The sequence below is a fragment of the uncultured Methanobrevibacter sp. genome (genome assembly GCF_900314615.1).
Classification (GTDB): Archaea; Methanobacteriota; Methanobacteria; order Methanobacteriales; family Methanobacteriaceae; genus Methanocatella.
The window spans coordinates 1-13,386 of the sequence record NZ_OMWA01000005.1; the positions used below are offsets into that span (position 1 = coordinate 1).

The window sequence follows — 13,386 nt, forward strand, 5'->3', positions numbered from 1 at the left end:
AAGCTGGGCCTAATGGAGGTCCAGGAGTAGCGCTTCCACCTTCGATAAGAACTTCGACTGTATCTTTAGCCATCAGTCAGCCTCCTTTTGAATTATTCTAATTTGATCAGCTTTAACAGTAACTGGAATAGGTACTGCTGCCTCTATTAACTCAAGGACGACTTCTTCACGTGATTCATCAATACGAACCACTTTCGCCCTTTCACCTTTGAACGGACCAGAAATAAGCTCAACAATACTTCCTTTTTGAATTGAGGAAATAATTGGCTCTGGTTTTAAGAATCTTTTTGCTTCTTCGAAGGTAATTCCGACACTACCTTCTACAACCCCTCTTAAATGTTGTACTTTTAAATCAGGGTTTCTCAGATCTATTTTTGTTGAAGATTCAACCAAAATATATCCTTTTAAAGATTCTGGGACAAGAATTGAGGAAATACCTATGCCATCAATAGTTCTGGCTTTACGAGCCAGAAGTCTAGCTACATTCCTTTCTTGACCTGCAGAGGTCTTAAGAGCATATATGGAACTATTAGATTCTTCCATGAAAAATTCACCTATTTTAATATTTGACTAAGTTAATGAAGTTCCACAAATGTGGTTCTTAGGTAATTCACAGATGTGAAAATTTACTAAGCTATCCCCCCACTTCAAGGGTTAATAAATCTATTTTGATTAATTCAGCTAAAAACTCAAATAAATCTTTAGTTTTTTTAATCCAAAAAGATAAATTCATACATTAAGTTAAAAGTTATTATAAAAGCCATAATTATTCAAGAAGATAAAAATTCTTGAAAATTAGAATTCTATAATATGAATATCTATAACTTTAATAGTATATAAATGTTATCGAAAAAATAGACTTTTGAAATAAAATAAAGTATTACAAAAAATTTTATTATAAAAATGGGATCAAAAAAATGAAAAATTGGTTTTTAGATACCAATCAAGGAACCTAATAATACAATAACAAAACCAATAACACCTATTATGAGAACCCCAATAGATACTACCTTAGCTAATTCTCTGTATTCCTTTGCGTCAGGTTTTCTAGATACTTTTAATACTCTTTTACTGTCTTTTATAAATTTATCAAAACTTTCTTGTACATTCATTTTAAATACCCAAAATAAAAAAATTATGAAGAATCATAATTTAATGAATTATAATAAAATAATAGTAATATAATAATTTATAATTTGAACATTAATAAATGTTTGCATTTATTAAAAAAAATAAGTAAATGGAATTAGAAAATTCCATCAATGAAATCATCTAATTGGTCATTTGCAGATTCTGTTTCAGCAGATTCCTCAGAGTAATCAACATCTGGTTCATTACCAGGTTCAGAATTAGCATCGATACCTGAAACAACCACAGTAGTCCTAACCATATTTTGGAGACTTTCATCAATTTGAGTACCCCAAATAATATTAGCTTCAGGATCTAATTTATCAGCAACAACTTGAACTATTTTTTCAGCTTCATGTAATGTTAAATCTGAACTACCAGATATGTTAACTAAAGCTCCAGTTGCATTTGATATATCAATATCTAATAATGGACTGCTTAATGCTTCATGTACGGACTCTAAAGCTCTGTCGCCAGAATCAGATTCACCCATACCAATCATAGCCATTCCGGAACCACTCATGATACTTCTAATATCTGCAAAGTCTAAACTTACAAGACCTTTCTTGGTAATCAGTTCTGTAATTCCTTTAACTGCTCTTCCTAAGATTTCGTCAGAAACCATGAATGCTTTATTTAAAGGCAAGTTTGGAGCAACTTCCAATAATTTATCATTAGGAATTACAATAACAGTGTCAGCAGCTTCTTGGAGTTTTTCTAAACCTTGTTCTGCATTTTCTCTTCTTTTAATTCCTTCAGCAGAAAATGGCATGGTAGCAACAGCAACAGTTAAAGCTCCTAATTTTTTAGCGATTTTTGCAATGATCGGAGCTGAACCAGTACCGGTTCCACCACCAAGACCGCAGGTGACAAATACCATGTCTGCGCCTTCTAATTCGTCTCTAATCTCATCTTCACTTTCTTCAGCGCATTCTTCACCAACGGATGGTTCTCCACCAGCACCTAATCCTTTAGAAGTTTGTCTTCCTAAAAGAATCTTTTTACTGGATTGACTGTAGAATAAATCTTGAGCATCAGTATTGACGGCAATGGTGGTTGCTCCTTCAATACCCATCTCGTTTAATCTTGAAATAGTGTTGTTTCCTGCTCCTCCAGCACCAACAACAAATATATTAGTTTTTACGCCTTGAATAATATTAATTAAATCTTCATCGATATCAGAAGAGATTTTTTCTGGTTGTTTCTCTTCCATTCTTTGTTCAGATTCTTTTATTGCATCATCTATAATTTTCACAACTTAACACCACAATTCTGCTATTAAAAATTAATTGTTAAATATTTATATAGTAAGTAATATTTAAATGCACCTACTATTTAAATTATTGGGAAAAGATACCAAAAAATTAAAAAAAATTTAATCTCTTGGCATTGCAATAATTTCATGGATTTTCATGTTAAACAGATTTTTAGAGTTGACCGGAGTTAAAATAACTGCAGTGTCCACTCCATGAGCTCTGCCCCCGATGGCCATTATTTCTTCACCTACAGGAACGAGACCTGCATCTGCAGCCATAAGAGAAATTTCTGCAGAAACTTTGACACCATGTGAAAACATTCTTAAAGTATCTGCCACAACATCCAATGGGGAAAATCCTCCGTATTTATTGGTAACGCCTCTTGCAGCACCGCTGAATGCATGCAAACCCTGATATGTTTTTATTCCAACATTTTCTAATTTTGCAATCATTTCATTGGAAATATCTGATTCATTATCTCCGCTGAATCCGACATTGTGGGAAACATTGATAATAGTAATATCGTCATTGTCAATTGCATTGTGCAGTTTCAATGCGGATTCGCCAGTAGTTGATGCTATCAAAATATATTTAATATTTTTAGCAACATCCAGTTTATCTTTAACAGCCAAAATCAATTCATCAGTGTAGTCTTCTCCTTGCTTATCAAAATATGTTATGAACCTTCTTGCCATAATCCCACATCCCAATAGATAATTATTATAATCCCTATTGTGTTATATACTATATAATTAATTTTTATTAAAGATTTTTATGAAAGATTTAGAAGATATCAAACATGTAATAAATGGAGACTACATTGTCATTCCAATCGAAACAGGCTACATCAAGCCCAATGAAGATTTAAATTCAATAATAAATCCTGCACGCGAGCTGATGGAAGATAATGATTATTTAGTTATAGCTGAAACCCCTATTTCAGTTTCACAAAACAGATTAGTTGATGAGTCCAAATACACCCCGTCACTGACTGCCAAATTTTTAACAACAGTCTGGAGCAAATACATATGGGGATATGTTTTAGGACCGCTTCTCGGAATTAAAAAAAGAACAATCAAAAATTTAAGAAGACTTCCTGAAGAAACTAAAGCTCACAAAGAAGTAGTTCTTCAGCTATATGGCCTTAAACATGCACTTAAACCGGCTTCCGAAGCGGGAATTGATTTAAGCAATGCTCCCGGAACATATGTGTCACTTCTTCCGGAAAATCCCGAAGGCGTTGCAAAAGAAATTAAAGATGAAATCGGAAAAGACGTCTGTGTAATGATCATTGATACTGATGCAACATATATGAAAAACGGGAAATACTTTACAGGCCTCCCTATTGCCATTGACGGAATTGAAGCAGACAAAGGATTTTTTGGCTACTTCAAAGGACAGCTTTCAGAGAATATGGGATCAACACCTCTTGGATGCAGCGAAAGCATTGATGTTGAAACTGCTTTAAAGATAGCAAACATTGCTGAAGACTATCAGAGGTCACTGTCAACTGAAATGAAAACCATTCACAGCGTAAAAGCAGTACTTGGCAGTGAAATTGATGAAGTTACTGTGGAAGCACTTGACTCAATAACCCACACCCCTGCAGTCATCATTCGTAAACAATAAATATTATAAAAAACAGAACTTAACATTAATATATTGTTTATTTTTCAAAAATAGGATATATAAACATAAGCACTTAGGGGAAATTAAATGATAGATGATCCATTAGTAAAGACATTATTAACAAACGTTGTTGAAGATGAAAGCAATTTACCTATTGTTGAAGCACTGGAAAGCGGTGTGGAAACTGATGAAGAAATAGCCAAAAAAACTGGAATCAAATTAAATATTGTTAGAAAAGTGCTTTACAAGCTTTACGATTTAGGATTAGCTAGTTATAAAAGAAGTAAAGACCCTGAAACTCAATGGTTTACATATTCATGGAAATTTGAAAAAGAAGAAGTTATCAATCATATCAAAAAAGATTCAGAACAGTATTTGAAAATGCTAAATGATGAACTTGAACATGAAGAAAACAACATGTTTTTCGTCTGCCCTCAGGGCCATGTCAGATTTGATTTTGATGCTGCTTCAGATTATGAATTCTTATGTCCTGTCTGTATGGAAGAGCTGGAATTTCAGGACAATAATGATCACATTAAACAACTCAAAGAAGACATAAAAATGGTAGAAAGTAATTTTAATTCATTTAATAAACAAAATAGTTAATCAGATAAAATGGAGATAGAATTACTTAAAAAAGAAAATACCCCTAAAAATGTTATCGAACATTGTATAGCAGTTTGCAGAAAAGCTATGAAAATAGCTTCTAATTTTGATAATGCGGATTTGGATTTAATCCGCAAAGGCGCTTTACTCCATGACATAGGAAGGTCCAGAACTCATGATTTAACCCATGCAATTGTTGGAGTTGAAATTGCACGTTCCCACGGATACGACGAAGATGTCCTCAACATTATTGAAAGACATATCGGCGCAGGAATTACCGCAAAAGAAGCTGAAGAGTTAGGACTTCCAGTTAAATCATATGTTCCGCAGACTTTAGAGGAAAAAATTGTAGCCCATGCTGACAATTTAGTAAGCGGAGATAAGGAAGTGGACGTGGATTATGTTATTGCGAAATGGAATCGCAGAATGGAAAATCCTGAAGATAACATTAAAAGACTTATTGAACTTGATAAAGAATTAATTAAAGCTTTTGAGGAATAACATGAAAGTAATATGCTCTAGTGAAGAATCTTTGTACCGTCCCGAAGCAGTCAGATGGAGACAGAGGATGGAAATGATGGAACCTCTCGGAGATACAGTTGTCCTATTGCCGTGCAGTATGAAAAAACCTTATTCAAATTCCAAATCACATCAGAAATTCAGAAAACTTACAAGGTCATTTCAGGAACTGATTGTAACTTCCCCATTTGGAATCTGTCCAAGGGAACTTGAAAACACATTTCCTATCCAGTCCTATGATGTAAGTACAACAGGCAAATGGTCTGAAGATGAAATTGAAGAGAGCGGAAGATTAATAGAAAAATACACAAAAGGAAAACGTATTGTTGCAAATCTTGCAGGAGGTTATCTCCAGTCACTTGAAGCTTACTGTGATGATTTTGTAAATGTCTGCGTTGACGAACGACCTACTTCCCCTGAATCCCTTTACAATTTAAGGATGGAGCTTAAAAATCACGAAAAGATTTCAAGAAGGCAAAAGACTCTGCATGAGCTTAGATCTATAGCAAAATATCAGTTCGGTGAAAATGGAGATAAATTTATACCGGACAACGTGAAAACCAAAGGAATGTATCACAAAAGAATATTATCAAACGGCAATCAGCTGGCATTGCTCAATAAAGATCACGGCCTTTACAGATTAAACCTTCCAGGAGGAGAAATCCTTAAGGATTTGGGCATCAATATAGTAAGCATTGATTTTAATCTTGAAACCAATACCGTTTTCGCTCCGGGAATTGAAAAGGCAGACCACAACATCATTCCGAACGATGAAGTGGTTGTTGTTCGCGATGATTCTGTTGTCGGAGTAGGTAAAGCTGTCATGACCGGTCGTGAGATGGAAGAATGTGACAATGGTATTGGCGTGAAAATCAAACATAGATTTAAATAACATTTTGTTAATATAACAACATATATAAATACTAGAAATATTTATACTAATAAATACAAAAAATAGGAGACTACTTATGTCAGAAGATTTAGTAAATGATATTAAAGACGCAGTTTCTGTAATTAATGACCCTCACATGGGCATAAGCATTGTAGAAATGGGCATTGTACAAAATATTACCGTAGACGGAGACCAAGCAGAAATTACCCTTAAACCAACAAATCCTGGTTGTATGAGTATCACACGTATTGCAGCTGATGCTAAGGTAAGAGCTGAACACGTCGAAGGTATTGAAAATGCAAAAATTATCGTTGAAGGACATGCTATGGCAGACTCCATTAACGAAATGATTAACAGATAAAATTTTAAAATTTAACTAAAATCTACAAATAACCGAAAGAGTTATATATAGTAACAAATATAAGTATAAGTGTTGACAGTTAACTGTCACACTAATTACATAGGCTAGTGGCACAGCTTGGTTAGCGCGCTCGGCTGATAACCGGGAGGTCATGGGTTCGAATCCCATCTAGCCTACTTCTAACTATTTTTAAGACATTTTTCAAAAAAGTGACAATTTTATCGAATTTTTTTAGAGCAATTTATTTATACCACTTCGAACATATTTTAACTTGAATGTACAAAAAGTTGGAATGATGATTAAAATGTGGGAAAAGATAAATGAAAAATTCAAAAAATACCCTGCAAGAATAAGAGTTGCAGAAAAAATGATTGAACTTGGACTGTCAATTAATGACGATGGAAAAATCTACTGCGGAAATTTAAAAATCAGCGATAAAGCATTGGCTACTGCTGCTGAAGTAGACAGAAGAGCAATAAAATCAACAATCGAAGTCATCAAAGAAGATGAAGAACTGAACAACTTATTTTCAAACATAATTCCTGCAGGAACACTGCTTAAAAACATTGCAAAAAATCTTGATTTAGGAGTAATTGAAATAGAAGTGGGATCTGAAAGCGAAGGAATACTCGCAGCTACAACAAATCTGATAACAAAAAAAGGAATGGGTATTAGACAAGCCTATGCCGAAGACACAGAGCTTCAAAAAACACCAATATTAACAATAATTACAGAAGAGCCTGTGAAAGGCGATCTGATAAATGAATTTTTAAAAATAAAAGGAGTAACAAGAGTGTCAATCTACTGATTGATTTGTTCCATTCTTGCTTTTTCCATTTCTCTATCCTCTTCTTCGAGGATATCCAATAACTCTTCCCAAGCTTCTAAAGATTCTTTAGCAGCTTCTTCAGTTAATTTTTCAATTGCAAAACCAGCATGGATTAAAACATAATCGCCAACTTCCACTTCAGGTAAAAGGTCTAATTTTGCTTGTTGTCTTGCTCCACCAAAGTCAGCAACCAACAAATTTTCTTCTCTATCTATCTCAATAACATGAGCGGGTGCTGCAATACACATATTTCCATCTCCAAAATTTTAATATATACATTATATAATAAATGATATTATATAAAATTATCTAATAAGGAGTTTAATAATGAATATTGTTATCGGTTCAGGCCCTGCGGGAAGATTAGGTTCCCTTGAGCTTGGAAAATTAGGAAAAGATGTTACTTTAATTGAAAAAAATCATATAGCTGGAACTTGTTTAAATGAAGGATGCATGGTTGTCTGTGCATTAACTGACATTACAAAATACATTGATTTGACTAACAGATTCAATGAACACGGATTTATTAAAAGCCAATTAGACATTTCCTACGATAAAATTGTAGAAAAAATCGTTGAAACCCAAGAAAAACTAAGACACCTGAACCAGCTGGAAAATGAAAGCTATGGAAATAAAATCATATATGGAGAAGCAAGCATTGACGGCGAGACCGTTAAAGTAAACGGTGAAAGCTTTGAATATGACAATCTCCTGATAGCTACCGGCGCACGTCCGTTTATTCCAGACATTAAAGGCAGCGAATACGGACTTACCAACAAGGACATTTTAAAGCTTGATGACGTTCCGGAAAAGTTAAACATTATCGGAGGAGGAATTATAGCCTGCGAAATAGCTAATATCTATTCCACACTCGGAAGTGAAGTCAACATTATTGCAAGAAGCAGAATCCTTAAAGAGATAAGCGAGACTTCAAAAAAATATGTTCTTGAAAACATCATGGGCGACATTAACGTGTTTGAAAACACAAACGTTGCAGAAGCATTTAAAGACAAAGTCATAACCGACAACGGCGATGAGCTGGAAGGAGTTCCTTTTTTTGCAACAGGAAGAGTTCCTAACAGTGAAATAGCTGAAGGCACGGTTGAGCTTGACAGTGACAGAAGCATTAAAGTTAATGAAATGATGAAAACTAATGTTGAAAATATATATGCTGCAGGAGATGTTACCGGAGGATATCAGCTGACACCAGTAGCTAGAAGAGAGGGTATCACCGCTGCAAGAAATATTGCAGGATACTCAAATAAAGTAAGCTACCATTGCATTCCTCAAACATTAAGTCTGAACACTGAAGTGAGTTTTGTTGAAAATGAAAAATCCGAGTGCAGTGAAGAGGACAAACAAATCATTGGAATTCCGGGAATTGCAGGACCTCATTCATTCTGGAACATTCTAAACGGTGATACAGGTTATACTGAAGTTGAATTTGACAAGAAAAACAATAAAATCAATAGAATCAATTCAATATCTCCATCATCTGTAAGTGATGTTGCATATCAGGCATATTTAATGAGAATGGATTATGACCTGGACAATTTCGATGAATTTTTGGAAATCCATCCGTCTACAGATTCAAACTATAAAATTATAAAAACAATGTGGTTGTAATTACCACTATTCTAATTTTTTTAACATTTTGTCTATAAGCTCATCACCGGCATTGAGACACTTATCTGCATAAATCAGATTGCATTTCTTCATTGAATCATAATTGGCGAATGCCTCTTCAATGCTTTTGCATACATCACCTATTTCAGATTCAATCATTGCTCCTTTATATACGCCGGCCATGTTCTGGTATCTTCCCCATTTTACTTTTGTCAGTGTGATGATAGGGATTTTGGACGCTACCGCCTCCTCAAGAGACACTCCGTCATCAGTCAGCACCGCTAAATCTGCATATTTAAACAGATGACTTATCCAGTCAATGTATCCTGCATAGATAATCTTTTCTTCATCAATCATGTCCATATATTCATCATGGAGAGGCAGACCGAGCAGAACAAGATTGTATTTGTCGCTGCATTTACAAGCAAGGTTTATCGCATCTATCATGCCCTTGAATATTGATGAGCCTGATGAAAACATGATTGTCTTTTTATTTTCATCAAAATTAGGAAATTCCTTAAGTTTTTGAAGTGCAATGTCAGCGTCACCTTTGCCGATATTGTCTGCTAAAGGATAAAAAGTCTTTTCGATATTTTTCGGCAGATTTTGCCATCTGAACTTATCGATTTCAGGGAATAAAAAGGAAGGGTTCATTTTAGGACAGACCTTTGAATCGAGAGGTGTTGATATTAAAGAAAAAACAGGTTTTCTGGCAAGTTTAGCACCTAATGAAGCAACAATAGCTCCACCTCCTAAAACACCAACTACAAAATCATAATTTTCTTTTCTTATTAATGATCTTGCCTTAAATGATGCAGGAATAAGTTTCAGAGCACCTTTCAATGCGGATGCTTTAGTGGCTACGTGACCTCCTGCCTGAGGAATTGATATTTTATGCCAGGAATATCCGTTCTTTTCAAACAATATTCCAGGTGCGGACTCATCCAGAGCTATTTCACATTCAACATTTCTCTTTTCCAATGCCTTTACAACATTGAGTGCAATAGATGCGTCTCCGCCTAATCCTCTTCCGGTAACTACCAACAAAGCTTTCATTATAACTGCCTACCTAACCTTACTTTTTGATTTTTCGGAACATATCTTTGAGGATGGTCTGCATGAGGATTATATAATAATCTTCTGAATCCTAAACTGATCAGTAACGGATTAGTGACATCGTACTGCTTGTCTTTAAGAATCCATTTTCTAAGTAAATCGCCTAAGCCCCCTCCGGTTAAGACATCCATGAAGTAATCCCCGAAGGTAGGGTCAAGAAGTCTGAGATTTTGTCTGAAGAATACTTTAAGAGTATTTCTTCTAACAAATGCAATCAGTGCTGTAGTAACTATAAACAGGAAAATAAGACTCCATAAACCTCCGACCATATAGAATGAAACTCCTAATGCAATTGCAAAAACATGGTTTCCGACTTCTCCCAGCATGATTTTTCCTGAAAAATCAAGCGGACAGTAACCTAAAACTACAATAAGAAGCAGTACAGGAGTATAGAATGCAGGAAGCTCAGCAACGTCAGGAGATGCAAACAGTACCATCATTATCATTGTTACAACAGACATTATCATTGTTACAATACATGCTGAACCCGGCTGCATATCCGAAATATTTAGCGGCTGTACGAGAAGCGCAATAAATAATGAAGATACACCAAGTCCCATAAGGTAACCTGCAACCACTACAAGAATCATTCCGATTCCTCTTGACAGCTGACCCCATTCGACTCCGAACGGAGATTTTTTTCTCCCTAAAATATCGTCAATTAATGCGAAAACACCGATAATCAATATTAGACTGTTATATCCGGGCAGGAAATAAAATGCCAAAATGACAAATGGAACTATACCAACTGCTCTTGGAATTCCACCACGGACATTTGGGAATAAATTGCCCAAATAGCCTCTTTTACCCAGAAATCGGAAAATGATATTTACAATACCAGTTCCGATTAAAGATAAAAGGAAAACAAAAATTAATGCTATAATTATCGATGTATACATAACAAATCACGATTCAATTTAACTATTAATAATTTATTGATTAAAATATATAAAATTAAGTTATTTGATATCTTAAAATAGCCGCCATACCACCAAGGCTTTCGAGCTGTTTTCCGCCTTCATGCTCGCTGCTTATAACCATCACATTACCTTTCATGTTTTCGACCATATCCATCAAATCGCCCATATTATCATCAGCAACCTTCACATCCAGGATTAAAAGTTCGCCGACAGCACCCATATTTATTGCATCTTTAACTTCTTTCATTCCGTATGCAATCTTTGATGAATTCCTGCCGATTTCTTCAAGAAGTCTGTTGATGGCACCCATTTCAATAGCCACCCTGTTTTCGGCTGTAAGTTTTTCAACAGTGCCTTTTTTTAGAACTTCAATGATTCCTACACGGCCCCCGGAACCTGTCGGTTCAATGACTGACATTTTTGCCAAGTCTTTATGTTTTTCCTTCAAATAATCATAGAAATCGCTTTTGACAAAACCGGGACCAGCAAGGACAATGTTTTGTATTGAATCAAATTTGACAACGGCCTCCACTACCTTTTCATAAAACTGGATAATGTTTTTCTGCCTGTTTTTATCGACTATTCTTTTTCCTGAAACGTTTCCCTTAATCGGACCGTAGTACTCTATTCCGAACTGCCTCATGAGTCCAAGTGTTGCGGTGTCATCTTCAAGAACGACAATTATCGCAGATAATTTTTTGGAAGCGTCAATTGCCTGGTTGAGGCGATTGATAGCCCATTTCGGCCACCTTTCCTTTTTGATGGTGATTGGAGTGTTAAGTTTAACTTCAAGAGTGTGGTGGGAACCAAGAGGTATCAAATCTTCAGGTCCTCTTGTAATTACCCCTGTCAGCCTCAGTTTACCAGTGAAAAGCTGAAAGCTTATGCTTTCTATATCCAGACCCAGGTAAAATGTTTTTTTAACTCCACGGTCACTTCTTAACTTATCTCCAGTGTTGTCCTGAATACGGCGTGTTGTCTTTGATGAGGCATTGTCTCCGACTTCCACAATGTGAGATAAATGCCATAAATCGTCCAGTGTTTCAGGAACTATTTCAATTAGTCCTTCCTTTGTATTTTGATTAATGATTTTCATACTTTCAAAAATAATATATTGTTACTCGTTAATGAAATTTACTCAACATATTAAAAATGTCCGAGACAATATTGCAATGATTCTTGAAAATTATACTCACTTAAAAATATTGTTTTCTTTTATAAAAATTGTATTCATCTCCAAATCAATTAAAACATTTTTAATGAAATTTAAATTTATAATTAAGTATTTATAGAAGGTTAAATATATATTCAAATGCGATTAGGGCATTTGAATTTTATGAAAAAATTCCATAAAATAAAGCCGTTACCATCAAAAAAAGTGATTTGAATGAGAATTTTAAAATACAATAAAAATTACAGACACAACAGCCGCCACAATATAAAAAAGATTAAAAATATAATTGAAAAAATCATGGCCGAAGATGCAGATCCGCAAACTCTCGATTTTCTGTTCAGATTCAATACAAGAAATTATCCGATAAGTGTTCATAAGGTATTGGAACTGCCGGGTGAGTTCAAAAATATAGAAGATACTGCCGTATTCATTTTTGACGAACCTGCCAAACAGGCAGATCATGTGGAAAAGATAATGCCTGATGGAAAGATGGTTAAAAGAGAATCCGTGTCTACAGTAGAGCAGCAGACCGGTAAGCTGTCCCCTTCTAAAGTCAATGACATTTACATATACTGCCTGTACTATACAATTCATCACAAAAGACCATGTTATGCAATAGTTGTAACTGATTATGACTATGGCAAAGATTATGAAGATTATGAAGTAGATGGATTTTCCTTTAGAATCTACTTTAGAACATTTAACCGAGAAAAAATATACGAAATGTTAAATAGATTAAAAAGAAAAGATTATAATAACGAGGAGTTATCTAATGAGGATTATTTTCGCTTAATATGCTGTTTAATTTTTGCAAAAAAAGAATTTGCGAAAGACATAATTGAGGAAATAGTCAAATTATTCGCAACAATTGAAAAAATAAGTTACAATCACCAAATCAATTTGCATCTGGCATTGAAAATGATGATTAAATTTAGGTTTGGTGATGATTTAAACAAAAAAGAGGAGTTGTTAATAATGATAACTAAAAGTGTACATGAGTCCCAGTACGAAAAAATCAATGGATACGAAGTTGAACAAAAAAGTTTAGAAGAACTAAAAAAAGATTTCGCACAACAGAAAATAGAACTGGAAACCAAATTAGAAAACATTAAAAATAAAAACATACAACAAGAAAACGAACTAAAAAACATTAAAAATAAAAACATACAACAAGAAAACGAAATTAAAAAATTAAAAAAAACACTAAAAAATAACGGCATTAAAATCTAAAACACACACCAACTAAACATAACCACATTAGAAAAAAAGACAATACAAAATCAAAGCATACAAAATCACAAAAGATGCGAAATCAAACATATAAAATGAA

At 34.4% G+C, this 13,386-nt stretch carries 16 protein-coding genes, 1 tRNA gene and 1 pseudogene; 9 read left to right on the forward strand and 9 right to left on the reverse strand.

The window, feature by feature from the left end; all coding sequences use genetic code 11:
* The 5 genes and pseudogenes from rpl11p to QZN33_RS02235 form a co-directional block, all read right to left on the reverse strand.
* Positions 1 to 73: pseudogene (gene rpl11p / locus QZN33_RS02215) on the reverse strand (50S ribosomal protein L11); the annotation flags it as partial.
* The gene (locus QZN33_RS02220) at positions 73 to 543 is read right to left on the reverse strand and encodes a transcription elongation factor Spt5 (RefSeq protein ID WP_292814879.1); all 471 of its coding nucleotides are present in this window, start codon (positions 541 to 543) and stop codon (positions 73 to 75) included. The pseudogene rpl11p and the gene QZN33_RS02220, both read right to left, overlap by 1 nt.
* Before the next feature lie 389 nt (positions 544 to 932).
* On the reverse strand, positions 933 to 1,112 hold the full coding sequence (locus QZN33_RS02225; RefSeq protein ID WP_296789109.1) for a protein translocase SEC61 complex subunit gamma: 180 nt from the start codon (positions 1,110 to 1,112) through the stop codon (positions 933 to 935).
* A 134-nt stretch (positions 1,113 to 1,246) separates the two neighbouring features.
* Entirely contained in the window at positions 1,247 to 2,383 is a 1,137-nt protein-coding gene (gene ftsZ, locus QZN33_RS02230; protein WP_296789112.1) for a cell division protein FtsZ, read from the reverse strand.
* A gap of 120 nt (positions 2,384 to 2,503) precedes the next feature.
* Positions 2,504 to 3,079 (reverse strand): pyruvate kinase alpha/beta domain-containing protein, encoded by a 576-nt coding sequence (locus QZN33_RS02235; RefSeq protein ID WP_296789114.1) that lies wholly within the window; start codon positions 3,077 to 3,079, stop codon positions 2,504 to 2,506.
* Positions 3,080 to 3,158: 79 nt separating this feature from the next.
* Here QZN33_RS02235 and QZN33_RS02240 point away from each other — a divergent pair, with 79 nt between their 5' ends.
* The 7 genes from QZN33_RS02240 (at position 3,159) to QZN33_RS02270 (ending at position 7,199) form a co-directional block, all read left to right on the forward strand.
* Entirely contained in the window at positions 3,159 to 4,013 is an 855-nt protein-coding gene (locus QZN33_RS02240; protein ID WP_296789121.1) for a coenzyme F420-0:L-glutamate ligase, read from the forward strand.
* Positions 4,014 to 4,100: 87 nt separating this feature from the next.
* On the forward strand, positions 4,101 to 4,619 hold the full coding sequence (gene tfe / locus QZN33_RS02245; RefSeq protein ID WP_296789129.1) for a transcription factor E: 519 nt from the start codon (positions 4,101 to 4,103) through the stop codon (positions 4,617 to 4,619).
* Positions 4,620 to 4,628: 9 nt separating this feature from the next.
* A complete protein-coding gene (locus QZN33_RS02250) occupies positions 4,629 to 5,120 on the forward strand; it encodes a TIGR00295 family protein (RefSeq protein ID WP_296789131.1) in 492 nt (163 codons plus the stop codon).
* A gap of 1 nt (position 5,121) precedes the next feature.
* Positions 5,122 to 6,030 (forward strand): DUF5591 domain-containing protein, encoded by a 909-nt coding sequence (locus QZN33_RS02255; protein ID WP_296789133.1) that lies wholly within the window; start codon positions 5,122 to 5,124, stop codon positions 6,028 to 6,030.
* 76 nt (positions 6,031 to 6,106) lie between these two features.
* The gene (locus QZN33_RS02260; RefSeq protein WP_296789135.1) at positions 6,107 to 6,391 is read left to right on the forward strand and encodes an iron-sulfur cluster assembly protein; all 285 of its coding nucleotides are present in this window, start codon (positions 6,107 to 6,109) and stop codon (positions 6,389 to 6,391) included.
* A gap of 101 nt (positions 6,392 to 6,492) precedes the next feature.
* Positions 6,493 to 6,567, forward strand: a tRNA-Ile gene (locus QZN33_RS02265).
* 116 nt (positions 6,568 to 6,683) lie between these two features.
* Positions 6,684 to 7,199 carry an amino acid-binding protein gene (locus tag QZN33_RS02270; protein ID WP_296789334.1) on the forward strand — a complete coding sequence of 172 codons (516 nt, stop codon included), beginning with the start codon at positions 6,684 to 6,686 and terminating at the stop codon, positions 7,197 to 7,199.
* Here the strand turns inward: QZN33_RS02270 and QZN33_RS02275 are convergent.
* A complete protein-coding gene (locus tag QZN33_RS02275; protein ID WP_296789137.1) occupies positions 7,193 to 7,468 on the reverse strand; it encodes a HypC/HybG/HupF family hydrogenase formation chaperone in 276 nt (91 codons plus the stop codon). The genes QZN33_RS02270 and QZN33_RS02275 overlap by 7 nt on opposite strands.
* 76 nt (positions 7,469 to 7,544) lie before the next feature.
* On the opposite strand from QZN33_RS02275, the gene QZN33_RS02280 reads away from it, so the two are divergent.
* Complete coding sequence (locus QZN33_RS02280) at positions 7,545 to 8,846, forward strand: NAD(P)/FAD-dependent oxidoreductase (RefSeq protein WP_342764133.1); 1,302 nt, start codon at positions 7,545 to 7,547, stop codon at positions 8,844 to 8,846.
* 6 nt (positions 8,847 to 8,852) lie between these two features.
* Here QZN33_RS02280 and QZN33_RS02285 read toward each other — a convergent pair whose 3' ends face one another.
* Genes QZN33_RS02285 through QZN33_RS02295 form a run of 3 tightly spaced genes read right to left on the reverse strand, consistent with a single transcriptional unit; the run spans position 8,853 to position 11,978 of the window.
* Positions 8,853 to 9,902 (reverse strand): glycosyltransferase, encoded by a 1,050-nt coding sequence (locus QZN33_RS02285; protein ID WP_296789140.1) that lies wholly within the window; start codon positions 9,900 to 9,902, stop codon positions 8,853 to 8,855.
* Positions 9,902 to 10,861 (reverse strand): cell wall biosynthesis protein, encoded by a 960-nt coding sequence (locus QZN33_RS02290; protein ID WP_296789142.1) that lies wholly within the window; start codon positions 10,859 to 10,861, stop codon positions 9,902 to 9,904. The genes QZN33_RS02285 and QZN33_RS02290 overlap by 1 nt, the downstream gene beginning before the upstream one ends.
* Positions 10,862 to 10,916: 55 nt before the next feature.
* On the reverse strand, positions 10,917 to 11,978 hold the full coding sequence (locus tag QZN33_RS02295; protein WP_296789147.1) for an mRNA surveillance protein pelota: 1,062 nt from the start codon (positions 11,976 to 11,978) through the stop codon (positions 10,917 to 10,919).
* A 291-nt stretch (positions 11,979 to 12,269) separates the two neighbouring features.
* Between QZN33_RS02295 and QZN33_RS02300 the strand changes: the two genes are divergently transcribed.
* Positions 12,270 to 13,286 (forward strand): hypothetical protein, encoded by a 1,017-nt coding sequence (locus QZN33_RS02300; RefSeq protein ID WP_296789152.1) that lies wholly within the window; start codon positions 12,270 to 12,272, stop codon positions 13,284 to 13,286.
* Positions 13,287 to 13,386 lie beyond the last annotated feature (100 nt).

Excerpts from the sequence above, each read along its gene's own strand:
- QZN33_RS02220 (WP_292814879.1), bottom strand. The coding sequence starts at position 543 with ATGGAAGAATCTAATAGTTCCATATATGCTCTTAAGACCTCTGCAGGT.
- QZN33_RS02225 (WP_296789109.1), bottom strand. The coding sequence starts at position 1,112 with ATGAATGTACAAGAAAGTTTTGATAAATTTATAAAAGACAGTAAAAGA.
- QZN33_RS02235 (WP_296789114.1), bottom strand. The coding sequence starts at position 3,079 with ATGGCAAGAAGGTTCATAACATATTTTGATAAGCAAGGAGAAGACTAC.
- QZN33_RS02240 (WP_296789121.1), top strand. The coding sequence starts at position 3,159 with ATGAAAGATTTAGAAGATATCAAACATGTAATAAATGGAGACTACATT.
- tfe (WP_296789129.1), top strand. The coding sequence starts at position 4,101 with ATGATAGATGATCCATTAGTAAAGACATTATTAACAAACGTTGTTGAA.
- QZN33_RS02250 (WP_296789131.1), top strand. The coding sequence starts at position 4,629 with ATGGAGATAGAATTACTTAAAAAAGAAAATACCCCTAAAAATGTTATC.
- QZN33_RS02255 (WP_296789133.1), top strand. The coding sequence starts at position 5,122 with ATGAAAGTAATATGCTCTAGTGAAGAATCTTTGTACCGTCCCGAAGCA.
- QZN33_RS02260 (WP_296789135.1), top strand. The coding sequence starts at position 6,107 with ATGTCAGAAGATTTAGTAAATGATATTAAAGACGCAGTTTCTGTAATT.
- QZN33_RS02270 (WP_296789334.1), top strand. The coding sequence starts at position 6,684 with ATGATGATTAAAATGTGGGAAAAGATAAATGAAAAATTCAAAAAATAC.
- QZN33_RS02275 (WP_296789137.1), bottom strand. The coding sequence starts at position 7,468 with ATGTGTATTGCAGCACCCGCTCATGTTATTGAGATAGATAGAGAAGAA.
- QZN33_RS02285 (WP_296789140.1), bottom strand. The coding sequence starts at position 9,902 with ATGAAAGCTTTGTTGGTAGTTACCGGAAGAGGATTAGGCGGAGACGCA.
- QZN33_RS02290 (WP_296789142.1), bottom strand. The coding sequence starts at position 10,861 with ATGTATACATCGATAATTATAGCATTAATTTTTGTTTTCCTTTTATCT.
- QZN33_RS02295 (WP_296789147.1), bottom strand. The coding sequence starts at position 11,978 with ATGAAAATCATTAATCAAAATACAAAGGAAGGACTAATTGAAATAGTT.
- QZN33_RS02300 (WP_296789152.1), top strand. The coding sequence starts at position 12,270 with ATGAGAATTTTAAAATACAATAAAAATTACAGACACAACAGCCGCCAC.